At 52.3% G+C, this 23,510-nt stretch carries 21 protein-coding genes; 11 read left to right on the top strand and 10 right to left on the bottom strand.

Annotated features, from left to right (window positions below; translation table 11 throughout):
- The first annotated feature begins 18 nt into the window (after positions 1-18).
- Positions 19-2,172 (top strand): YccS family putative transporter, encoded by a 2,154-nt coding sequence (gene yccS, locus OGV69_RS20085; protein ID WP_038643097.1) that lies wholly within the window; start codon positions 19-21, stop codon positions 2,170-2,172.
- On the opposite strand, the gene OGV69_RS20090 is transcribed toward yccS, so the two are convergent.
- Positions 2,150-2,764, bottom strand: coding sequence for a TfoX/Sxy family DNA transformation protein (locus OGV69_RS20090; protein ID WP_069323266.1), 615 nt, complete (start codon positions 2,762-2,764; stop codon positions 2,150-2,152). The two genes, yccS and OGV69_RS20090, sit on opposite strands and share 23 nt — an antisense overlap.
- A 216-nt stretch (positions 2,765-2,980) precedes the next feature.
- Between OGV69_RS20090 and sulA the strand changes: the two genes are divergently transcribed.
- On the top strand, positions 2,981-3,490 hold the full coding sequence (gene sulA, locus OGV69_RS20095) for an SOS-induced cell division inhibitor SulA (protein WP_038639432.1): 510 nt from the start codon (positions 2,981-2,983) through the stop codon (positions 3,488-3,490).
- A 357-nt stretch (positions 3,491-3,847) separates the two neighbouring features.
- Positions 3,848-4,906 (top strand): porin OmpA, encoded by a 1,059-nt coding sequence (gene ompA / locus OGV69_RS20100; RefSeq protein WP_038639429.1) that lies wholly within the window; start codon positions 3,848-3,850, stop codon positions 4,904-4,906.
- A 98-nt stretch (positions 4,907-5,004) separates the two neighbouring features.
- Here ompA and matP read toward each other — a convergent pair whose 3' ends face one another.
- Positions 5,005-5,457 (bottom strand): macrodomain Ter protein MatP, encoded by a 453-nt coding sequence (matP, locus tag OGV69_RS20105; protein WP_069323265.1) that lies wholly within the window; start codon positions 5,455-5,457, stop codon positions 5,005-5,007.
- A 185-nt stretch (positions 5,458-5,642) separates the two neighbouring features.
- On the opposite strand from matP, the gene OGV69_RS20110 reads away from it, so the two are divergent.
- Positions 5,643-7,403 (top strand): AAA family ATPase, encoded by a 1,761-nt coding sequence (locus OGV69_RS20110; protein WP_286469448.1) that lies wholly within the window; start codon positions 5,643-5,645, stop codon positions 7,401-7,403.
- Between the two features lie 68 nt (positions 7,404-7,471).
- Positions 7,472-7,990 (top strand): bifunctional 3-hydroxydecanoyl-ACP dehydratase/trans-2-decenoyl-ACP isomerase, encoded by a 519-nt coding sequence (gene fabA, locus OGV69_RS20115; RefSeq protein WP_003035875.1) that lies wholly within the window; start codon positions 7,472-7,474, stop codon positions 7,988-7,990.
- A gap of 114 nt (positions 7,991-8,104) precedes the next feature.
- Here fabA and rmf read toward each other — a convergent pair whose 3' ends face one another.
- From rmf to rlmKL, 6 genes are all read right to left on the bottom strand, one after another.
- The gene (gene rmf, locus OGV69_RS20120) at positions 8,105-8,272 is read right to left on the bottom strand and encodes a ribosome modulation factor (protein WP_071888121.1); all 168 of its coding nucleotides are present in this window, start codon (positions 8,270-8,272) and stop codon (positions 8,105-8,107) included.
- Positions 8,273-8,527: 255 nt separating this feature from the next.
- On the bottom strand, positions 8,528-9,091 hold the full coding sequence (gene pqiC, locus OGV69_RS20125; RefSeq protein ID WP_038639420.1) for a membrane integrity-associated transporter subunit PqiC: 564 nt from the start codon (positions 9,089-9,091) through the stop codon (positions 8,528-8,530).
- Complete coding sequence (pqiB, locus tag OGV69_RS20130) at positions 9,088-10,728, bottom strand: intermembrane transport protein PqiB (RefSeq protein ID WP_038639416.1); 1,641 nt, start codon at positions 10,726-10,728, stop codon at positions 9,088-9,090. Before pqiB ends, pqiC begins: the two co-directional genes overlap by 4 nt.
- A gap of 4 nt (positions 10,729-10,732) precedes the next feature.
- On the bottom strand, positions 10,733-11,986 hold the full coding sequence (gene pqiA, locus OGV69_RS20135; RefSeq protein ID WP_038639412.1) for a membrane integrity-associated transporter subunit PqiA: 1,254 nt from the start codon (positions 11,984-11,986) through the stop codon (positions 10,733-10,735).
- 15 nt (positions 11,987-12,001) lie between these two features.
- The gene (locus tag OGV69_RS20140; RefSeq protein ID WP_069323263.1) at positions 12,002-13,909 is read right to left on the bottom strand and encodes an ABC transporter ATP-binding protein; all 1,908 of its coding nucleotides are present in this window, start codon (positions 13,907-13,909) and stop codon (positions 12,002-12,004) included.
- Between the two features lie 12 nt (positions 13,910-13,921).
- Positions 13,922-16,030 (bottom strand): bifunctional 23S rRNA (guanine(2069)-N(7))-methyltransferase RlmK/23S rRNA (guanine(2445)-N(2))-methyltransferase RlmL, encoded by a 2,109-nt coding sequence (gene rlmKL / locus OGV69_RS20145; protein ID WP_069323262.1) that lies wholly within the window; start codon positions 16,028-16,030, stop codon positions 13,922-13,924.
- A gap of 98 nt (positions 16,031-16,128) precedes the next feature.
- Between rlmKL and OGV69_RS20150 the strand changes: the two genes are divergently transcribed.
- Positions 16,129-17,235 carry a YcbX family protein gene (locus OGV69_RS20150; protein WP_061381848.1) on the top strand — a complete coding sequence of 369 codons (1,107 nt, stop codon included), beginning with the start codon at positions 16,129-16,131 and terminating at the stop codon, positions 17,233-17,235.
- Here the strand turns inward: OGV69_RS20150 and zapC are convergent.
- The gene (gene zapC, locus OGV69_RS20155; RefSeq protein ID WP_038639397.1) at positions 17,232-17,774 is read right to left on the bottom strand and encodes a cell division protein ZapC; all 543 of its coding nucleotides are present in this window, start codon (positions 17,772-17,774) and stop codon (positions 17,232-17,234) included. The two genes, OGV69_RS20150 and zapC, sit on opposite strands and share 4 nt — an antisense overlap.
- A 165-nt stretch (positions 17,775-17,939) precedes the next feature.
- Positions 17,940-18,950: a quinone-dependent dihydroorotate dehydrogenase gene (gene pyrD, locus OGV69_RS20160; protein WP_038639394.1), complete on the bottom strand. Its 1,011-nt coding sequence runs from the start codon at positions 18,948-18,950 to the stop codon at positions 17,940-17,942.
- Positions 18,951-19,192: 242 nt separating this feature from the next.
- On the opposite strand from pyrD, the gene ssuE reads away from it, so the two are divergent.
- The 5 genes from ssuE to ssuB are packed head-to-tail and all read left to right on the top strand — an operon-like array spanning position 19,193 to position 23,444.
- A complete protein-coding gene (gene ssuE, locus OGV69_RS20165) occupies positions 19,193-19,768 on the top strand; it encodes an NADPH-dependent FMN reductase (RefSeq protein ID WP_061381850.1) in 576 nt (191 codons plus the stop codon).
- A complete protein-coding gene (locus OGV69_RS20170; protein ID WP_069323261.1) occupies positions 19,761-20,735 on the top strand; it encodes a sulfonate ABC transporter substrate-binding protein in 975 nt (324 codons plus the stop codon). Before ssuE ends, OGV69_RS20170 begins: the two co-directional genes overlap by 8 nt.
- Positions 20,732-21,877, top strand: coding sequence for an FMNH2-dependent alkanesulfonate monooxygenase (gene ssuD, locus OGV69_RS20175; protein WP_069323260.1), 1,146 nt, complete (start codon positions 20,732-20,734; stop codon positions 21,875-21,877). The genes OGV69_RS20170 and ssuD overlap by 4 nt, the downstream gene beginning before the upstream one ends.
- A gap of 11 nt (positions 21,878-21,888) precedes the next feature.
- Positions 21,889-22,680, top strand: coding sequence for an aliphatic sulfonate ABC transporter permease SsuC (gene ssuC, locus OGV69_RS20180; protein WP_038639375.1), 792 nt, complete (start codon positions 21,889-21,891; stop codon positions 22,678-22,680).
- Positions 22,677-23,444, top strand: coding sequence for an aliphatic sulfonates ABC transporter ATP-binding protein (gene ssuB, locus OGV69_RS20185; protein WP_069323259.1), 768 nt, complete (start codon positions 22,677-22,679; stop codon positions 23,442-23,444). Before ssuC ends, ssuB begins: the two co-directional genes overlap by 4 nt.
- The last annotated feature ends 66 nt before the right edge of the window (positions 23,445-23,510 follow it).

Genomic DNA, 23,510 nt, shown 5'->3' on the forward strand with positions numbered 1-23,510 from the left:
TCAGGACTGATGGCCTTTATGTTAAGTCCGCTGCTTAAACGCTATACCTGGAACAGCACCTGGCTGTACTACGTAAGAATTTTTATCGCGCTTTGTGGCACAACAGCGCTACCCTGGTGGCTGGGCGATGTTAAGCTGACCATCCCGCTCACGCTGGGTATGGTCGCTGCCGCGCTGACCGATCTGGACGATCGCCTCGCTGGCCGACTGCGCAATTTGATCATTACGTTGATCTGCTTTTTTATTGCCTCAGCCTCCGTAGAACTGCTCTTCCCATGGCCATGGCTGTTTGCCATTGGGTTAACGCTTTCCACCAGCGGCTTCATTCTGCTGGGGGGCTTGGGCCAGCGCTATGCAACCATCGCCTTTGGTGCGTTGTTGATTGCCATTTATACCATGCTGGGAACGTCGCTTTACGATCAGTGGTATCAGCAGCCGATCCTGTTGCTCGCTGGCGCTATCTGGTACAACCTTCTGACGCTAACCGGGCATCTTCTGTTCCCCATCCGCCCACTGCAGGACAATCTGGCGCGTAGCTACGAACAGTTAGCGCACTACCTGGAACTGAAATCACGCCTTTTTGATCCCGACATTGAAGATGAAAGCCAAGCGCCGTTGTATGATTTGGCCCTCGCTAATGGGCAATTGATGGCGACGCTAAACCAGACAAAGGTATCGTTACTGACTCGCCTGCGCGGCGACCGCGGTCAGCGCGGAACGCGTCGCACGCTACATTACTATTTTGTAGCGCAGGATATTCACGAACGCGCCAGCTCCTCCCATATTCAGTATCAAACGCTACGCGACCATTTCCGTCACAGCGACGTGATGTTTCGCTTCCAGCGCTTGATGTCGATGCAGGGGCAAGCCTGCACCCAGTTGTCCCGCTGTATTTTATTACGTACGCCTTACCAGCACGATCCGCACTTTGAGCGCGTCTTCACGCATATAGATGCCGCCCTGGAGCGTATGCGTGCGAGCGGTGCGCCTGCAGACCTGCTCAACACGCTGGGATTTTTACTCTCAAACCTGCGAGCTATCGACGCCCAACTGGCCACCATCGAGTCAGAGCAGGCTCAGGTACTCTCGCGTAATGAGTCTGAAAATCAGCTTGCCGATGACAGTCCGCATGGGTTCAGCGATATCTGGTTACGGCTGAGCCGTAATTTTACGCCTGAGTCAGCCCTGTTTCGCCATGCAGTACGCATGTCGCTGGTGCTTTGTGTCGGCTATGCCATCATCCAGATTACCGGCATGAACCACGGATACTGGATCCTGCTGACCAGTCTGTTTGTCTGTCAGCCGAACTACAACGCCACCCGACATCGCCTGGCGCTAAGGATTATCGGTACATTGGTAGGAATCGCCATTGGTTTACCTATCCTGTGGTTCGTTCCCTCTCTGGAAGGTCAGTTGATACTTTTGGTGATCACTGGCGTACTGTTTTTTGCCTTTCGCAACGTCCAGTATGCGCACGCCACGATGTTTATCACGCTGCTGGTACTGCTGTGCTTTAATCTGCTCGGTGAAGGTTTCGAAGTTGCGCTGCCGCGCGTTATCGATACGCTGATAGGGTGTGCCATCGCATGGGCTGCCGTGAGTTTCATCTGGCCGGACTGGCGTTTTCGTAACCTGCCGCGTGTCATTGAGCGGGCCACTGACGCAAACTGTCGTTACCTCGATGCTATTCTCGAACAATATCATCAGGGTCGTGATAATCGTATGGCATACCGTATCGCCCGTCGTGACGCGCACAATCGTGATGCAGAGCTTGCCTCCGTGGTGTCGAACATGTCGAGTGAACCGGATGTCACGGCCCAAACGCGAGAAACAGCATTTCGCTTGCTGTGCCTCAATCATACGTTTACCAGTTACATTTCCGCCCTTGGCGCACACCGCGAACAGTTAACCAACCCGGAAGTTCTGGCATTACTGGATGATGCCGTCTGCTACGTTGATGACGCGCTTCACTATCAACCCGCAGACGAACAGCGCGTCTACCAGGCGCTGGAGGGGCTGAAGCATCGAATTCAGCATCTTGAGCCACGTCCGGATAGTAAAGAACCGCTTGTTATACAGCAGGTTGGGCTATTGATCGCCCTGCTACCGGAAATCCGGCGATTACAACAGCAAATTGCCATGCTGCCTTCTAATACCCCGGCTCCGGCGTAAGAGAACTGACCCACTCCACCAGCTCCTGGCGACGGACCGCCGGGAGCGCAGCTTCATGCATGCCACTGACCGCGCCTTCAAGGGCATAAAGTATTTTTACCGTCAGGGCTGGATTGTTTTGCCGCAGTTTCAGCCAGCACATTTGGGCGCCCAACGTTCGCAATGTTCCCTCATCTTTAATCCCTGCTTCATTTAGCAGGGTCTCCAGATGAAACGTCATATTTGGTAGTTCCCGCAGACGATGTTGAGCAAAGCGACTCTGTTTTTCCTTAACAGCAGCATCCAATGAGTACCGCGATAACGACACCAACTGCTGCTGGTTTTGCCACAGCGCATCATTCACCTGATAGTAGTTGAGTACCACCGGACGCCCGCGCTTTATAAAAGTCAGCCAGACAGGCGAATTTTTTGCACAGTACTGTACGCTCTGTTCGCAGGCCCGAAGATATAACTCACCGTTGGCGACCATAGCAAAGACCGTATCCCCAACCGTCAGACTGTAACTGCCAAATAATGAGCGATAGTGAATTGTTCCCAGAGACGCCAGATATTCTTGTGATTTATAGATCTTTGCATAAGAAAGTTCTTTCATAAAAATCCTTTTAAATCATAACGTAAGCAAATGATTTTCAATAACAGATCCGTTAATGACGAAAATAGGCAACTTATTCGCACGGGGCAAGATGAATTTTATTTTTCCCGTAACTACGACTAAAAATTGCGAACCTGTTTCCGAAAATAAGGTTGATCTTTGTTGATAGCAGGGTTACTGTATATCCATACAGTAACTCACAGGGCTGGATTGATTATGTACACTTCAGGCTATGCAAATCGTTCTTCGTCGTTCTCTTCCACATCAAGCAACATTGCGCGCGTTTCATCAGAGAACGCAACCGCTGGGCTTATCAGTGAAGTGGTCTATCGCGAGGACCAGCCCATGATGACGCAACTACTGCTGCTTCCCCTGCTGCAGCAATTAGGGCAGCAATCGCGCTGGCAGTTGTGGCTGACGCCTCAGCAAAAATTAAGCCGGGAGTGGGTACAGTCAGCCGGGCTTCCATTGACAAAAGTGATGCAGATTCGCCAACTCTCCCCCTGCAATACGCTGGAATCGATGATCCGTGCGCTGCGCACAGGTAATTACAGCGTCGTTATCGGCTGGCTGGGAGAAGAGTTAACGGAAGACGAACACGCTGAACTCGTTAAAGCGGCTGAAGAAGGAAATGCTATGGGATTTATCATGCGTCCTGTTCGCGCACAGTCACTTGCGGGGAGACAGCATTCCGGGCTAAAAATTCACTCGAATTTGTATCATTGAGTAAAATTAGGATTTATCCTGGAATTTTTTTTCATGCTTCAATTTGCCTTTGAGCTTTAACGCGTTTTTCGTGCGAACGCCTGTCTCAAGCGGTTTTCAGGAAATCTCCAGTGCATTTAGACATCAATAAATGTTAAATATTATGTATACAAGCCTTTTTTTTTCATATGCCTGACGGACTTCACACTTGTAAGTTTTCAACTACGTTGTAGACTTTACATCGCCAGGGGTGCTCGGCGTAAGCCGCAGATATCGGTAGAGTAACTATTGAACTGGTCCCCGGGTGAAGGATTTAACCGTGTTATCTCTCTTCGGAGATATTCATGGCGAATTTTGGATGATAACGAGGCGCAAAAAATGAAAAAGACAGCTATCGCAATTGCAGTGGCACTGGCTGGTTTCGCTACCGTGGCGCAGGCCGCTCCGAAAGATAACACCTGGTACGCTGGTGCTAAACTGGGCTGGTCTCAGTACCATGATATTGGCAACAACCAGATCAACAACGCCGGCCCTACCCACGAAAGCCAACTGGGTGCTGGTGCGTTCGGTGGTTATCAGGTTAACCCGTACGTTGGTTTCGAAATGGGTTATGACTGGTTAGGCCGTATGCCGTACAAAGGCTACACTGACCAGACTCACAACAACGGCGCTTTCAAAGCTCAGGGCGTTCAGCTGACCGCTAAACTGGGTTACCCAATCACTGACGATCTGGACGTTTATACCCGTCTGGGTGGTATGGTTTGGCGTGCAGACGCTAAAAACAACACCGGCTTCAAAGACCACGACACTGGTGTATCCCCAGTATTCGCTGGTGGCGTAGAGTATGCAATTACTCCTGAAATCGCTACCCGTCTGGAATACCAGTGGACCAACAACATCGGTGACGCGAACACCGTTGGTGGTCGTCCGGATAACGGTCTGTTAAGCGTTGGTGTTTCTTATCGTTTCGGCCAGCAGGAAGAAGCAGCTCCAGTAGTTGTTGCTCCGGCTCCGGCTCCAGAAGTACAGACCAAGCACTTCACTCTGAAGTCTGACGTTCTGTTCAACTTCAACAAAGCAACTCTGAAACCAGAAGGCCAGCAGGCTCTGGACCAGATGTACAGCCAGCTGAGCAACCTGGATCCGAAAGACGGTTCCGTAGTGGTTCTGGGCTTCACTGACCGCATCGGTTCTGACGCTTACAACCAGGGTCTGTCCGAGAAACGTGCTCAGTCCGTTGTTGATTACCTGATCTCTAAAGGTATTCCTTCTGACAAAATCTCTGCACGTGGCATGGGCGAATCTAACCCGGTTACTGGCAACACCTGTGACAACGTGAAAGCTCGCGCTGCACTGATCGACTGCCTGGCTCCGGATCGTCGTGTTGAGATCGAAGTTAAAGGTATCAAAGACGTTGTAACTCAGCCTCAGGCTTAAGTTATCGTCTTATAAAAAAACCCCGCATCGCGGGGTTTTTTTTCATCTGTGTTTTAATCAAAGCACACGACTACGTCACCCATTAAACCACCCTGCCACTACTCTTTTCCCAGCAGTGCCTGTAAATCCTGTTTTAAGGTTGACATTTTATTCGCGTACTTCTCTTTATGTTCCGCATCTTCAATCAGTTGCACAATGGTTTCAGAAAGCGTTTTACTGCGCCGCTGGGCAAGGCCTGCTAAGCGTTGCCAAACCATGAATTCCAGATCGATAGATTTCTTTCGTGTATGCTGATGCTCAGCATTAAAATGCCGCTTGCGCCTCGCCCGTATGGTCTGTTTCATACGATTGAGTAGCGCAGGGTTCATGTGTTCTTCAATCCAGGCATTGACCCGAACCGGTTCATTTTCGAGGGTTAGCAATAAATCAACGGCTTCTTTGGCAGCGCTGGCCTCTACGTAACGGGTTATTAATTCCCCCTCACGATGCTTCTTCACCAGGTACTTCCACTTCCAGCCGCTTTCAAGATTTTCAAGTTGTTGATATTTCATTGCGATCTCAATGTTACCGTGTAACTCTTATCAGAATATCAGCTTTTTGAGCAACTGAAGAAAAGAATATCCAGCCTGTGAACTGCCGCGCGTCATCACTTCCGTTTCGCCGTGCTTTCCAGGTGTGTAGTGATGAGGGTTACGGTATAATCTCGTTTTTAACAACAGACTAAAAAACATCAACTTTGACCATTACGAAACTTGCATGGCGTGATCTGGTTCCTGATACCGACAGTTATCAGGAAGTATTTGCACAGCCGCACGTCACTGACGACACCGATACCTTACTTAGTGATACTCAGCCACGTTTACAATTCGCGCTAGAGCAGCTTCTGCAGCACTGGACGACGTCCTCGTTCATGCTGGTAAAAGCACCGGAAGAGCTTGAATACCTTAACCTTATTGCAACTGCTGCACATACACTGCACACGGACGCAGGACGCCTGACTGGGGGTCATTATGATATCTCTGGTCACACTATCCGCTATCGTACAGCGGAAAAAGCAGAAGACAATTTTGCGACGCTAACTCAGGTGGTCAACGCTGACTGGGTTGAAGCCGAGCAACTGTTTGGCTGCCTGCGTCAGTTCAATGGCGATATTTCCCTGCAACCAGGTCTGGTACATCAGGCGAATGGTGGGGTGTTGGTTATCTCATTACGCACTCTGCTGGCCCAACCGCTGTTGTGGATGCGTCTGAAAGCCATTGTCAGCCACGAGCGCTTTGACTGGGTAGCTTTTGATGAGTCTCGCCCATTGCCCGTTTCCGTTCCGCCTATGCCGCTTAAACTGAAAGTGATTTTAGTCGGGGAGCGTGAATCACTGGCAGATTTTCAGGACATGGAGCCAGAACTGGCTGAGCAGGCCATCTACAGCGAATTTGAAGACAACCTGCAGATAGTCGATGCCGAAACCATGACACAGTGGTGCCAGTGGGTAACGCATACCGCCACGCGCAACAATTTGCCCAACCCCGCGCCTGATGCCTGGCAGGTTCTAATCCGCGAAGCTGTGCGCTATACCGGCGAACAGGATACGTTGCCGCTTAACCCCTTGTGGATCATCCGACAGTTCAAAGAAGTGGCCTCGCTATGCGAGAGCGAAACCTGCACGGCTGAGCAGTTCAGCCTGATGCTGGCGCAGCGCGAATGGCGGGAAGGATTCCTGGCCGAACGTATGCAGGATGAGATTCTGCAAGAGCAAATCCTTATTGAAACGGAAGGCGAGCGAATTGGTCAGATCAACGCCCTGTCGGTCATTGAGTTTCCGGGTCATCCTCGCGCGTTTGGAGAACCATCACGTATCAGCTGCGTGGTGCATATTGGCGATGGCGAATTCACAGATATTGAGCGCAAAGCCGAGCTGGGAGGAAATATTCATGCCAAGGGGATGATGATTATGCAGGCGTTCCTGATGTCTGAACTCCAGCTTGAGCAGCAAATTCCCTTCTCGGCCTCGCTGACCTTTGAACAATCATACAGCGAAGTTGATGGTGACAGCGCGTCCATGGCGGAATTGTGCGCATTGATTAGCGCCCTCGCCGACGTCCCTGTGAATCAAAGCATCGCCATTACGGGTTCTGTCGATCAATTTGGTCGGGCGCAACCTGTCGGCGGTCTTAACGAGAAAATTGAAGGTTTCTTCGCCATCTGCCAGCAGCGTGAGCTGACAGGTACTCAGGGCGTTATCATTCCATCAGCTAATGTCAGACACCTGAGCCTGCAACCGGCCCTGCTACAGGCCATAGAAGAAGAAAAATTCACTATCTGGGCGGTGGACGACGTAACCGATGCATTGCCGCTATTACTAAATCTGGTGTGGGATGGCGAAGGCCAGACAACGCTGATGCAAACCATCCAGGAACGTATTGCGACAGCAACGCAACAGGAAGGCCGTCACCGTTTTCCATGGCCGCTACGTTGGCTGAACTGGATTATTCCGAACTGATCGGACTTGTTCAGCGTACACGTGTTAGCTATCCTGCGTGCTTCAATAAAATAAGGCTTACAGAGAACATGGTAGATAAACGCGAATCCTATACAAAAGAAGACCTTCTTGCCTCTGGTCGCGGTGAGCTGTTTGGCGCAAAAGGCCCGCAACTGCCTGCACCAAGCATGCTGATGATGGACCGTGTCATTAAGATGACCGAAACCGGTGGCAACTTTGACAAAGGTTATGTTGAAGCTGAACTGGATATTAACCCGGACCTGTGGTTCTTCGGATGCCACTTCATCGGCGATCCGGTAATGCCAGGCTGCCTGGGTCTGGATGCCATGTGGCAGCTGGTTGGATTCTATCTCGGCTGGCTGGGCGGCGAAGGTAAAGGCCGCGCGCTGGGCGTAGGCGAAGTGAAATTCACCGGTCAGGTTCTGCCGACTGCGAAGAAAGTCACTTACCGCATTCACTTCAAACGCATCGTTAACCGTCGCCTGATCATGGGCCTGGCTGATGGCGAAGTGCTGGTTGATGGTCGTCTGATCTACACCGCAAACGATCTGAAAGTGGGTCTTTTCCAGGACACTTCCGCGTTCTAATCGCAGAGATCAGGCGTTGCGTCGTTGTCGGATGACAGCGTAAACGCCTTATCCGGTCTGCAAAAAGGCGAAACCTCCGCTCTGCGGAGGTTTCTTTTATCTAAAGAGACAGAATCAGGCCATTAAAACCCTATCCCCCATGGCTTCTCGCCAGCCTCCCAGCCAGTATGATCTCTGATTCAGCGCCTGATAGGGACACATTTCTTTTGAGCGTCCGGCAATGCCGGCCTGATATCCACGTTGATGTGCCCGTTCCAGGCGATCTCGTTTTTGTCTCTTCATGCCTCGTTTCCCTCATCTTTAGTTCTGGTGGAAAAGAAAACAGTGATTACTAAGTGTGCAATCACACTAAACGAATACCCCTAAACATCAGGCTCGTCAATGCGCAAAATTCACGCCAGTGTCATATTTGTGAGCTACCCGCGAAATCATTTGTACAAAAAAAATCAGACAGAACAGTTATCTCCACGGCTAAAAAATAAAAAAAACCGCCCCGGGCAATGAACCTGGGGCGGCATAATTTACAATTATTTAAGCTTAAGGGATGCGTTTCAGCTCTTGAGCTATGGCCGTCGCTTCCTGACTCCAGGCGCTGGCGAGAACCTTCACCATCTCATCGTAGCCGTCCCTGGTCTGCACTGCTTCGATGTGGAACGGACGCTTGATCAACTGCCCCTGGTGATTCAGTAACCATTCGCCGCTGACAATAACCTTCCCATCGTACCTACCGTGGAAGCCGGTCACAGTGACGTTCAGCGTGTCCTGCGTGCTTCCCAGCGGCTGCGAAGCGACAACCCAGCCAGGTAATTGCATACTGAGGTTCGTCACCAGCGTATTGCGCAATTGCTGATCTAAAGGACTGGCCCAGAGATTATTATTCGCTATCACATATTGCACATCGCTGGTCTGGTAAACCACCCCATTACCCGCCAGATAGTCCGGCACCGCAATCTGCTCAACCCACAGCAGCCGGTTACCCTGGTTGGCGGAGCTTTGGACGCCCCCTTGCGCGATAGGAAGCTGGTAATAGCTTTTATTTTCTCCGCTGGAGCTGCATGACGTCAGCCAGACCGCCATCATCACCACTAGCCACTTTTTCATTGTTTCGCCCTCTTCGGCTCTGGATCTTTTTTGTCCTTCGCTTCAAATACCAGCGCATTGCTCTTATCGTTCAACGTTTTCAGTACCGGTTGCAGTTCGCGCAGTACCTGATCAAGACGCTGCATATCCGCCACCATCTTGTTGTAGGCTGCCGAGCCCGGCTGGAAGCCCTGCATGCTACGATTAAGTTCACGCAACGTATTTTGCATATCCGCCGGAAGATCCTGCATTGACTGGCTGGATGTGATCTTATTCATATTATCCAGCGTGGTTTGCAGATGCTTCATCGTACGCTGGCTTTCTGACAACGTATTGGTCGCCTGCTCAATCATCGGGTTCAACGGCAGATTATTAATCTTATCCAGCGCTTCCATCAGGCGCTGCTGGATCTGCGCTAAACCGCCACTCACCGTCGGGATAATCTGATAACCATTAAATTCTCGTACACCGCTAATCGGTGGTTCTTTCGGGTAGAAGTCGAGATCGACATACAGCGCGCCGGTCACCAGATTCCCGGTTTTCAGCGATGCGCGTAATCCGCGTTTGAGCAATTGCTCCAGATGAGCGCCAACATCAGTGTCCTCGCCCAGCTGTGCTTTCAGGCGCTCAGGCTCGATGCGTACCAACACCGGAATGCGGTAATCATTGTTAAATACCTGACGCATGTTCGGTGAGAAGAAAGGGACTTTACTCACCGTCCCCAGACGAATACCGCGGAATTCCAGCGGCGCGCCTGGCTGCAGGCCACGAATCGAATCCTTAAAGAACATCAGGTAGTCAATATGATCGGTATACAGGGAATCCTGAATACTTTTTTGATCGTCATAAAGATTAAACGCGGACTGTTGCCCAACCGGCTCACCTTGTTCTAAACCTTCTGGCACATCAAAACTTACGCCACCGCCAAACAACGTGGAGAGCGATCCCATTTCCACACGCATACCTGCGGAGGTAAGATCCACGGCGATCCCACTGTCTTTCCAGAAACGCACATTGCTGGTCACCAGACGATCGTTAGGCGCATTAATGAAAAGCTGGTAGCTGATAGTACGCTTTTGCGCATCGAAGGTGCTGGTCTCAACCGACCCCACACGATATCCACGGAACAATACCGGATCGCCCGGGCTTAACTGCCCGGCTTTTTTACTGTCCAGTATCACGCGGATCCCTTTCGCATCTGGCGGTGCCAGCGGCGGTGAATCCAGTAGTTGGTAATTTTCCAGCTTATTACCTTTATTGCCGGGCTGCAGTTCAATATATGCCCCGGATAATAGCGTGCCCAGACCGCTGATACCTTCACGACCAACCTGCGGCTTCACCACCCAAAAAACAGAGTCTTTATGCAGCAGCTTTTCCATTCCGGAGTTAAGACGAGCTTTAATCTCCACATGGGTCAAATCATCCGTCAGAGTCGCGCTCTCGACGATGCCGACATCCACGCTGCGGCTTTTAATCGTCGTTTTGCCGCCTTCAATCCCTTCGGCATTGGTGGTAATCAGCGTGACTTCCGGCCCCTGATGGCTGTAATGATAAAACAGGACCCATGCGCCAATAAGCGCAGTAACGATCGGGAATATCCACACGGGCGACCAGTTTTTCACCTTCTGCACTTTGGCTTCCCCACTTTTAGATTCCATGCTGTCAGGACTCCTCATGATCTGGTTCTGGTTCACGGTCCCACGACAGACGCGGATCAAATGTCATCGCAGAAAACATTGTCATAATGACGACTAAAGCAAACATCAAAGCACCCATTGCAGGATAAATGTTCATTAACCCTCCCATGCGCACCAGCGCAGAGAGTACCGCAATCACAAAAACGTCGATCATTGACCAGCGACCGACAAATTCCACCACTTCATAAATCAAGTGCATACGTTCACTGTCACGTTTGCCGTGACCCTTGGCATCCCAACATAGCCAGGCAATGGCAATCATTTTCAACGTCGGCACCATAATACTGGCGATAAAGATAACCGCCGCCACCGGATAAGAGCCCTCACTCCAAATCAAAACCACGCCTTCAAGAATCGTTGACGGCAATTTGGATCCGAGCAAATCGGTAATCATGATCGGCAGGATGTTGGCAGGAAGATAAAGCATGATTGACGTGAACAATAACGCCATCGTCCATTGCAGACTGTTTTTGCGACGCACGTAGCCTTTCGTCTCGCAGCGCGGGCACACCCGTTCGTCAGCGGGAAGAATCGCGGTGCAGCAGGAACAAGAACGCAACCCCTGCCGGATGCCGGGTACGCCTGGCTTTAATTCCTGGTTAATGACAGGCATTGGCGCAATATCATCCCACAGCCAACGGCGGTCAACGCACTGGAACGCCCGTAGCTGTAGTACACAAAAGAAGCACCATGGGATGAAACTGCTGCCCACGCCGATATCACCATAAGCCATTAGCTTAACGAAACTGACCAGCACTCCGGCGAGGAAGATTTCCGCCATCCCCCAGCTTTTCAACTGGAACAGGACGCGCGCAAGCCTGGCCTTTAGCCAGCCAGGCATTTCGGCACGGTTCACCAGCAGCAGAATAGTCAGTAAACAAAACGCGGGAACCAACTGGACGAATAATAAAAAAAACGTGCCGAGGCTGGCGTAATCTTCAGAGAAGAGCACGCTGGGGATTTCCAGCAACGTCACTTCGCTGCTTACCCCTGCGACGTTCATATTCACAAAAGGGAAGAGGTTTGATAAAAGCAGCATGAACAGCGCTGCTAAAACATAGGCAGTAGGACGCTGCCTCGGCGCGTCCCACTCAACCGTTAACGTAGTGCCACATCGTGGACATGCCGCTTTCTGACCATGCTCAAGGCGCGGTAACGCCACCAGCATGTCACACTGCGAACACAAAATATGCTTCGCGGCATGGTGATGTTCGCACATATGTGCTCCTTTAAATTATGCGCCATTCTTCAAAGATTCAAGATACTCCCAGCGCTCAAAGGCTTGCTCAAGTTCTTGTTCCGCTTCGTTCAGATTAGCTAAAACTTGTTGCGTTTGCTCGTGCGGCTGACTGAAAAAAGCGGCGTCAGCAACCTGAGCTTGTAATGTTTCCAGCTTAGCTTCCAGTTCTTCAAGCAATGCGGGGAGCTGCTCCAGTTCGCGCTGCAGTTTATAGCTTAGTTTGCTCGTGCCACGTTTGACAATTTCTGCTTTAGGAGCAACAGCTTCCTCTGTTTTTTTCACAACGGGCTGTTTAAACGCTACATGCTGCGATTGCTGGCTGCGCGCGTCATGGTAACCGCCGACATAACGACCAATTTTACCACCGCCTTCGAAGATCCAACATTCCGTGACGGTATTATCCATAAACTGACGGTCGTGGCTCACCAGCAGCACGGTGCCCTGATAGCTGTCAATCAGCTCTTCAAGCAGTTCCAGCGTTTCGACGTCAAGATCGTTCGTTGGTTCATCGAGAATTAAAAGATTACTGGGCTTCAGAAACAAACGCGCCAGCAACAGACGATTTCGTTCCCCACCGGAGAGCGCGCGTACTGGCGTCATCGCCCGTTTCGGGTGGAACAGGAAGTCCTGCAGGTAGCCCAGCACATGGCGGGGTTTACCGTTAACCATCACCTCTTGCTTACCTTCGGCCAGATTGTCCATCACGGTTTTATCCGGATCCAGTTCAGCCCGGTGCTGATCGAAATAAGCCACTTCCAGCCTGGTCCCAACATGAATACGTCCACTGTCAGCCTGCAGTTGGCCTAGCATCAGTTTGAGCAGCGTCGTCTTGCCGCAACCGTTAGGGCCAATTAACGCAATTTTGTCGCTGCGCTGCACCTGCGCGGAGAAATCTTTTACCAGTTGTTTACCATCAACCTGATAATCCACATTCTCCATTTCGAAGACAATCTTGCCCGAACGGCTCGCCTCTTCAACCTGCATCTTCGCCGTGCCCATCACTTCGCGACGTTCCCCGCGCTCGCGACGCATCGCTTTCAGGGCGCGCACACGGCCTTCGTTACGGGTACGACGCGCTTTGATACCCTGGCGGATCCAAACCTCTTCCTGCGCCAGCTTGCGATCAAACTCCGCGTTTTGTAACTCTTCTACCCGCAGCGCTTCTTCTTTCTCCAGCAGATACTGATCGTAGTTCCCCGGATAGGTCACCAGTTTGCCGCGGTCAAGATCAACAATACGCGTCGCCATGTTGCGAATAAATGAACGGTCGTGGGAAATGAAAATGATTGTCCCGTTGAAGGATTTCAGGAACCCTTCCAGCCAGTCGATTGTTTCAATGTCCAGATGGTTCGTCGGTTCATCGAGCAGCAATACGCGCGGATTACTCACCAACGCGCGGCCCAGCGCCGCTTTACGCAGCCAACCACCAGACAGCGACGAAAGCGCGGCGTTGGGATCCAGCCCCAGTTGCGCCAACACTTCATTAATGCGACTTTCGAGTTGCCACAGATTGTGGTGATCGAGCATTTCCTGAACCCGCGCCATCTCATTCAGATTTCTGTCACTGGGATCGGTCATGACAAGGCGCGAAATATCATGATACCGCTTCAGGTATTCAGCCTGTTCCTCAATACCTTCGGCAACGAAGTCATACACGCTGCCCTCGACGTTACGCGGCGGATCCTGTTGCAGACGCGCGACGACCAGATCCTGCTCATAAATAATACGCCCGTCGTCAAGACCCTGTTCACGGTTCAGGATCTTCATCAGCGTCGATTTGCCCGCGCCGTTACGGCCTACCAGACAGACGCGTTCGTTATCCTCGATATGCAGTTCCGCATTATCAAGAAGGGGCGCATCGCTGAACGACAGCCATGCACCATGCATACTGATCAATGACATTTACTTATCCTTTCAGGCTGCGGTAATCAGCCAGCAATTGTGGATCTGACGGTTACGGGCAAAGTCCTGGGAAAGCGTTTTTTGGGTAATTTCTTGTGCTTTCAATCCCAGCTCAGTCAGCCCCTCGAGATCCATACGGAATCCACGTTTGTTGTTGGAGAACATGATCGTCCCGTCTTTACGTAACAGACGTTTCAGATCTTTCATCAGCGCCAGATGATCGCGCTGCACATCAAACGAATCTTCCATGCGTTTAGAGTTAGAGAACGTTGGCGGATCGATGAAAATCAGATCGAACTGTTCATTGGCATCGCGCAGCCAGCCCAGACAATCGGCCTGAATTAAACGGTGAGCGCGACCACTCAGGCCGTTCAAACGCAGGTTGCGTTCAGCCCATTCCAGGTAGGTACGCGACATATCAACCGTCGTGGTGCTCCGCGCGCCGCCCAGTCCGGCATGAACGCTGGCGCTACCGGTGTAGGAGAACAGATTGAGGAAATCCTTACCTTTACTCATCTGACCCAGCATGCGACGCGCAATGCGGTGATCGAGGAACAAACCGGTATCAAGATAGTCAGTCAGGTTCACCCACAGACGAGCGTTGTACTCGCTTACCTCAATGAATTCACCCTTCTCATTCATCTTCTGATACTGGTTCTTGCCTTTTTGACGTTCACGGGTTTTCAGCACCAGTTTATTCGGGGCAATCTCAAGTACCGAGAGCGTAGCGGCAATGATGTCGAACAGGCGTTGACGCGCTTTCTGCGTATCGACCGTTTTTGGCGGCGCGTATTCCTGCACCACGACCCAGTCACCGTAGCGATCTACCGCCACGTTGTATTCCGGCAGGTCGGCATCGTACAGGCGATAGCATTCAATACCTTCCTGACGCGCCCATTTTTCCAGCTTCTTAAGATTCTTACGCAGGCGGTTGGCATAATCTTCCGCGACCGTGGCAGGCTTACTGTCGGCGGTGGTTTCTGCAACGTGATAGTTCTTCTGCACGCAATCCAGCGGACCATTTTTCGCTTTAAACTGCTTATCAGCACGTAATTGCAGGCTGCTGAGCAAATCCGGCGAGGCGCTAAACAGGGACAGATTCCAGCCGCCAAACTGGTTTTTCATTGTGCGCCCCAGCAGGCTGTGCAGGGCAATCAGCGCCGGTTCGCTATCCAGACGTTCGCCGTACGGCGGGTTGCTGATAACCGTCCCGTACGGTCCTTTCGGTAACGGGTTGCTCAGTTTGGCGACATCTTTAACTTCAAACGTCATCAGATCGGCAATTCCGGCGCGACGGGCGTTACTGCGTGCTTTTTCAATTACGCGAGCATCGCTGTCAGATCCATAGAAGTGCGAGGTGTAGTCTGCGAGACCCTTACGCGCGCGCACCTGCGCTTCGGCTTTAACCTCTTGCCACACAGCGTCATCGTGCTGCGCCCAACCGCTAAAGCCCCAATAACCACGGTGCAGACCAGGCGCACGATCGGTTGCCCACATCGCCGCTTCAATCAGCAGTGTACCGGAGCCACACATCGGATCGAGTAACGGCGTGCCCGGTTGCCAACCTGAACGCATCACAATGGCGGCAGCCAGCGTTTCTTTAATCGGCGCCTGACCTGCGCGATCGCGATACCCACGCTGATGCAGGCCATCACCGCTCAGATCGAGCGCAATACTGGCGGTATCTTTATTCAGCCACACGTTAATGCGCAGATCCGGAGATTCACGATCCACATTCGGACGCGGCAGATTTTTACGGGTAAAGGCGTCGACAATCGCATCCTTTACCTTCAGCGCCCCGTACTGACTATTACGAATGGTTTCGTTCAGGCCGCTAAAATGCACCGCAAATGTAGCGCCCGGATTAAATATCTCTGTCCAGTCGATTGCCTGAACACCGAGGTACAGATCAAGATCGCTGTAGACCTTGCACTCTCCCATCGGCAGGATAATGCGCGAGGCCAGGCGGCTCCACATCAGGCTCTGGTAAACAAGCCGCGTGTCGCCCTTAAAATGGACCCCACCCTGAACGACCTGACACTCCAGCGCGCCAAGGTTTTCCAGTTCAGTTTTTAACAGCTCTTCCAGCCCGCGGGCCGTACTGGCAAACAGAGAATTCATAATGTCACTTTTACTCCGAGAAAATTGCTGCGCATTATAGCTAATATGGGCGGTATGTCATAAAGTTGAAGGCTTATTTTCGCTCGAGGGGCTGTACAGTGGTCACGTTAACCCGACTTTTTATTCATCCGGTTAAATCAATGCGCGGTATTGGGCTTACCCACGCTCTGGCAGACGTTAGTGGTCTCGCCTTTGATCGCATATTTATGATTACCGAACCCGACGGGACGTTCATTACCGCCCGACAGTTCCCACAGATGGTGCGTTTTACCCCTTCCCCTTTCCACGATGGATTGCATCTTACGGCGCCAGACGGTAGCAGCGCGCTTGTGCGATTTGCCGACTTCGCCCTGCAGGATGCGCCGACGGAAGTGTGGGGCAACCATTTTACCGCGCGTATTGCGCCAGCGGCTATCAACCAGTGGCTGAGCGGTTTTTTCTCCCGTGACGTGCAGCTTCGCTGGGTTGGTCCGCAGCTGACACGCCGGGTGAAGCGCCGCGATGATGTTCCGTTATCCTTTGCCGATGGTTATCCCTACCTTTTAACTAACGAAGCGTCATTGCGCGATTTGCAGCAGCGCTGCCCGGCAAGCGTAAAAATGGAGCAGTTTCGCCCCAATCTGGTGGTTTCAGGCGCTGCCGCCTGGGAAGAAGATACCTGGAAAGTGATCCGCATTGGCGAGGTTATTTTTGACGTGGCTAAACCTTGTAGCCGCTGCATTTTCACCACCGTCAGCCCTGAAAAAGGTCAGAAGCATCCGTCCGGCGAACCGCTGGCCACGCTGCAAAGCTTTCGCACTGCGACGGATAACGGCGATGTCGATTTTGGTCAGAATCTCATTGCGCGTAACAGTGGCGTGATTCGCGTCGGCGACGAGGTTGAAATTCTGTCCACCGGTCCGGCCAGAGTATATGGCGCGGCAGAAACCGATGATACTGCCCCGGTGCAACAACCCGATGCCACGGTGCTTATCGAGTGGCAGGGACAGACCTTTCGCGGAAATAATCAGCAGGTATTGCTTGAACAGCTGGAAAACCAGGGTATCCGGGTTCCCTACTCATGTCGGGCGGGAATTTGCGGATGCTGTCGAATTCGGTTGGTAGAAGGCGAAGTGAGCCCGCTGAAAAAATCAGCGATGGGAGATGACGGGACAATTCTGTGCTGCAGTTGTGTGCCCAAAACGGCAATCAGGCTGGAAAGTTAAACCGCCTGCTCAAGGCTGAAACTGTCAACCATTGTCTGCGGTTTCAGTCTGTCATTCATGATTTTAATTGCGTCGCCAAGCTGCATGGTGCGTCCGGCAATCACCACGCCCGGTTGCGCCAGCAGACAAAGCGCGGCGTTTTCACCCGGCTCAACCACTAACAGGTTTACCTGTTCATCGGTATCGCTTAAATCGACACAGGCAGCGTCCCCTGGCACTGGCGTCCAGTTAATGCCGTGGGCGACAAAGTGCCAACTTTTTGGCATCTGCGGCTTAAGATAACGAATAGCCACCAGCGCATTGAGCACCAGTTCCGCTTTTTGTTCTTTCGCTAAATCCAGATAGCGGCATTTTTCTTCAAAGGAAAAATAAAGCGCGGCGTCATCAACGCAAAATCCGGAAGGAGTAAAGGCATCAGGCGTGAGCATTTTACGAGCAAAACGCGAACGGAATAACATACCATTGGCTAAATCGAGCATCATACGATCGTGCTCTTCATCATAATACCAGCGCCAGTTATCGTCGGGTTTAATTCGCATCAGTTTCTCTCCTTTCCTTAATCATCGCCGTTACGACAGTATCCTTTTGCCGCTTCGTTTATTGCCCTAATAATAAAAGCTCAGAATGTTTAAATAAGCAACAGTAAAGGAATATAAAACAACCAGGGCTAGAAATAAAGCCCTGGATTGTGATTAAGGTAGCATTCAGATATTGGTGACGATTTCTTTAATCAACGGCGGGCCTTTAAAAATAAAGCCCGAATAAATCTGTACGAGGGTTGCGCCGGCGGCTATTTTCTCGCGCGCGGCAATCACCGAGTCAATACCGCCAACGCCAATAATCGGTAACTGACCATTTAATTCCTGAGACAACTGGCGAATAATTTCTGTACTTTTTAATTGTAACGGACGACCGCTCAGTCCCCCCATTTGATCGCAATTTTTCATTCCCTGTACGAGAGAACGATCGAGAGTGGTGTTAGTTGCAATTACACCATCAATATTATGCCGAACTAAACTGTCGGCAACCTGGATCAGTTCTTCGACGGAAAGATCCGGCGCGATCTTTACGGCCACCGGAACATATTTATGGTGGATCGCTTGCAGATCGTTTTGCTTATTTTTAATTGCCGTCAGCAGATCATCCAGCGCTTCACCGTATTGCAGCGTGCGTAATCCCGGCGTATTCGGTGAAGAGATATTAATCGCGATATAACCGGCATAAGCATAGACTTTTTCCATACAAATCAGATAGTCATCTTTGCCGTTTTCTACCGGAGTATCTTTATTCTTACCAATATTAATGCCGAGAATGCCGTCAAAATGTGATTTCTTAACGTTCTCTACCAGGTTATCAACACCCAGGTTATTGAATCCCATGCGGTTGATCAAACCTTCCGCATCCACCAGACGGAACAGACGTGGTTTATCGTTCCCGGGCTGGGGGCGTGGCGTCACGGTACCAATCTCAATTGAACCGAATCCCATCGCACCGAGCGCATCAATGCACTCCCCGTCTTTATCCAGTCCGGCAGCAAGCCCGAGCGGATTTTTAAACGTCAGCCCCATACAGGTAACCGGTTTTGCGGGTACTTTCTGGCGGACAAGCGCTTCGAGCGGCGTGCCGGTAATGCGACGTAACTGCTGGAATGTCAATTCATGAGCGCGCTCAGGATCGAGCTGGAAAAGGGCTTTACGAACGAAGGGGTAGTACATGAACTCTCCTGGATTCCCGGTGTGCAAACCGGGGGCGTATTATGTGCGATCGCGAGCAAAAAGGGAATTGACCTGCGGCAATAAATAGCAATCGTTTTCCTGCTTCTGCCGTTTTATTCATTTTTCAACTTTTCTATCCCGTATAAATCATTTCGATAAACAAAATCTCTCTGCCAGACTGCACGAATTGTTATCAATGTTAAATAAAAGCGAACAATTAGTTATAAGGGGAGATTGAAATTATGCGCGTCATTACTCTGGCGGGAAGTCCACGCTTCCCCTCTCGCTCCAGCGCCTTACTGGAATACGCCCGGGAAAAACTGAACGGCCAGGATGTCGAAGTCTGTCACTGGAATCTGCACAACTTTGCCCCAGAAGACCTGATCTATGCGCGCTTCGACAGCCCGGCGCTGAAAACCTTTGTCGAACAACTGCACGACGCCGACGGATTGATTGTTGCAACGCCGGTCTACAAAGCAGCTTACTCCGGCGCGTTGAAAACGTTGCTCGATCTGCTTCCCGAACGCGCACTGGAAGGAAAAGTGGTTTTGCCGCTGGCAACAGGCGGTACCGTGGCGCATTTACTGGCCGTTGATTACGCGCTTAAGCCGGTGCTGAGCGCGTTAAAAGCCCAGGAAATCCTGCACGGTGTTTTTGCTGATGATTCACAGGTCATTGATTATCAGCATAAACCGCAGTTTACGCCCAACCTGCAACTGCGTCTGGACAATGCGCTCGACACCTTCTGGCTGGCGTTGCATCGTCGTGATGTCCAACTTCCTCAATTGAATGCTCTGCGAGGTGCCGCCCATGCTTAATCTGCTCAAGCGTCACACGCCGTGGTTGGCGTTGACCGGATTGCTGTCACTTTCTACGCTCGTCCATGCCGCAGAGTCTGCACCAGACGCGCTGCGCATAGGTTACCAGAAAGGAAGCGTCAGTATGGTGCTGGCAAAAAGCCATCAGCTACTGGAGAAACGCTACCCACAGACCAAAATCTCGTGGATTGAGTTTCCGGCAGGGCCGCAAATGCTGGAAGCACTCAATATTGGCAGTATCGATCTCGGCAGTACCGGTGACATTCCGCCGATTTTCGCCCAGGCCGCCGGAGCCGATCTGGTTTACGTTGGCGTCGAGCCGCCCAAACCAAAAGCCGAAGTGATTCTGGTGCCCAAAAACAGCCCGATCCAGAGCGTTGCGCAGCTCAAAGGGCATAAAGTCGCCTTCCAGAAAGGTTCCAGCGCCCACAATTTACTGCTGCGAGCCTTACAACAGGCCGGGCTGAAATTTACCGATATTCAACCAACATATCTGACACCCGCAGATGCCAGAGCAGCCTTCCAGCAACGTAACGTTGATGCGTGGGCTATCTGGGATCCTTACTATTCCGCCGCGTTGCTGCAGGGTGATGTGCGCGTGCTGAAAGACGGCTCAGACCTCAAACAGACCGGCTCCTTTTATCTCGCCGCGCGTCCTTATGCCGAGAAAAATGGCGCGTTTGTTCTTGGCGTGCTGGATACCTTTAGCCAGGCTGATGCGTTAACCCTCAGCCAGCGCCAGCAAAGTATTACCCTGCTGGCCAAAACCATGGGACTGCCAGAGCCGGTGATTGCGTCTTATCTTGATCACCGGCCGCCAACGACCATCTCACCCGTCAGCGCCTCGGTTGCCGCCCTGCAACAACAAACCGCCGATCTGTTTTATGACAATCGTCTGGTGCCGAAAAAAATCGATATTCGCCAGCGTATCTGGCAACCCACTCAGCAGACAGGAGCAAAATTATGAGTCTGAACATGTTCTGGTTTTTACCCACCCACGGGGATGGCCACTATCTGGGGACGGAAGAAGGCTCGCGTCCGGTCGATCACAGTTATCTGCAGCAAATCGCGCAGGCTGCCGATCGCCTGGGATTTACCGGCGTTTTGATCCCAACCGGTCGCTCCTGTGAAGATGCCTGGCTGGTAGCCGCCTCCATGATCCCTGTTACTCAGCGGCTCAAGTTTTTGGTCGCGCTGCGTCCAAGCGTAACCTCGCCAACGGTTGCAGCACGCCAGGCTGCAACGCTCGACAGACTCTCTAACGGCCGGGCGCTGTTTAACCTGGTGACCGGCAGCGATCCGCAGGAGCTGGCTGGCGACGGCGTGTTTCTTGATCACACCGAGCGCTATGAAGCTTCTGCTGAATTCACCCAGATCTGGCGTCGGCTGTTACAGGGGGAAACGGTGGATTTCAACGGCAAACATATGCACGTCCGCGGCGCGAAGCTGTTTTTTCCTCCCGTACAACAACCCTGGCCGCCGCTTTATTTCGGCGGTTCTTCCGATGTCGCGCAAGACCTGGCTGCCGAGCAGGTTGATCTCTATCTGACCTGGGGCGAACCGCCTGAACAGGTGAAAGAGAAGATTGAGCAAGTGCGAGCCAAAGCAGCAGCGCTTGGACGCAAGATCCGCTTTGGTATTCGTTTGCATGTGATCGTGCGGGAGACGACGGATGAGGCGTGGCAGGCAGCGGAGCGTCTGATTTCGCATCTTGATGACGACACGATTGCCAAAGCCCAGGCCGCCTTCTCAAGAACAGATTCGGTTGGCCAACAGCGGATGGCCGCGCTGCACAACGGTAAACGCGACAAACTGGAAATAAGCCCGAACCTGTGGGCAGGCGTTGGGCTGGTGCGTGGCGGCGCCGGAACCGCGCTGGTCGGCGACGGCCCGACCGTCGCAGCGCGCATAAACGAGTACGCCGCGCTGGGTATCGACAGCTTTGTGCTGTCGGGGTATCCGCATCTGGAAGAGGCGTACAAAGTTGGCGAGCTACTGTTCCCGCATCTGGATGTTTCGATACCTGAAATTCCACAGCCACCGCGTCTGCACCAACAAGGCGAAGCGGTGGCTAACGAATTTATTCCCCGTAAGGTCGCGCAAAGCTAAGGAGCACGCTGATGACAACACCGAAAAACAGGTGGCTATTGCGCCTCGCACCCTGGTTTTTGCCGGTAGGTCTGGTGGCGCTCTGGCAGATAGCCTCGTCAATGGGCTGGCTATCCACTCGCATCCTGCCCTCCCCGGAAGGCGTTGTCGAAGCCTTCTGGACGCTCTCCGCCAGCGGCGAGCTTTGGCAGCATCTGGCGATCAGTTCCTGGCGGGCGCTGATCGGATTCTCGATCGGTGGATCGTTGGGTTTGACGCTGGGACTCATCAGCGGTCTTTCACGCTGGGGGGAACGCCTGCTGGATACGTCGATACAGATGCTGCGCAACGTTCCCCATCTGGCGCTGATCCCGCTGGTGATTTTGTGGTTCGGCATTGATGAATCGGCGAAGATCTTTCTCGTCGCCTTGGGCACACTGTTCCCGATTTACATCAACACCTGGCACGGGATCCGCAATATCGATCGCGGCCTGGTGGAAATGGCGCGCAGCTATGGGTTGTCCGGCTTTTCACTGTTTATCCATGTGATCCTGCCCGGCGCCCTGCCCTCGATTATGGTTGGCGTACGTTTTGCTCTCGGACTGATGTGGCTGACGTTGATCGTTGCAGAAACCATTTCCGCCAATGCCGGCATTGGTTATCTGGCGATGAATGCCCGAGAATTTCTGCAAACCGACGTGGTGGTAGTGGCCATCATTCTCTACGCCCTGCTCGGCAAACTTGCCGATGTCAGCGCCCAACTGCTGGAGCGAGTCTGGCTGCGCTGGAACCCGGCTTACCATGTGAAGGAGGCTACTGTATGAATACCGCTCGCTTGAATCAGGGTACGCCGCTTTTGCTGAGCGCCGTGACCAAACAGTACGCCGCCAATACGGTACTGAATCAATTAGATCTGCATATTCCGGCAGGGCAATTTGTTGCCGTAGTGGGCCGCAGCGGCGGTGGCAAAAGCACCTTGCTGCGCCTGCTGGCTGGGCTGGAATCGCCCACTTCAGGCGCATTACTTGCCGGAACTACCCCGCTGGCAGAGATTCAGGATGATACGCGCATGATGTTTCAGGATGCGCGTCTGCTGCCATGGAAAACGGTTATTGATAACGTTGGTCTGGGGCTGAAAGGTCAATGGCGCGATGCGGCCCGTAATGCGTTGGCCGCTGTTGGCCTCGAAAACCGGGCACAGGAGTGGCCTGCCGCCCTGTCTGGCGGCCAAAAACAGCGCGTGGCCCTGGCGCGGGCATTAATTCACCGCCCTGGCCTGCTGTTACTGGATGAACCGCTCGGCGCGCTGGATGCGTTAACCCGTCTTGAGATGCAGGATCTGATCGTCTCGCTATGGCAGGACCTCGGCTTTACGGTGCTGCTGGTGACGCACGATGTCAGTGAGGCCGTCGCAATGGCAGACCGCGTGCTATTGATCGAAGAGGGTAAAATCGGGCTGGATCTGACGGTGGATATTCAGCGCCCCCGCCGTTTGGGATCGGTGCGGTTAGCCGAGCTGGAAGCGGAAGTGTTGAACCGGGTGATGAAGCGTGGCGAAAATGAAGTTCAGCTACGCAAGCAGGGTTAAAAACGCCGGATGGCGCTACCGCTTATCCGGCCTACGCGTGAATGGTAGGCCGGATCCATCCGGCAA

Origin of the sequence: Citrobacter sp. Cc139, assembly GCF_030334645.1 — a bacterium.
Classification (GTDB): domain Bacteria; phylum Pseudomonadota; class Gammaproteobacteria; order Enterobacterales; family Enterobacteriaceae; genus Citrobacter; species Citrobacter werkmanii.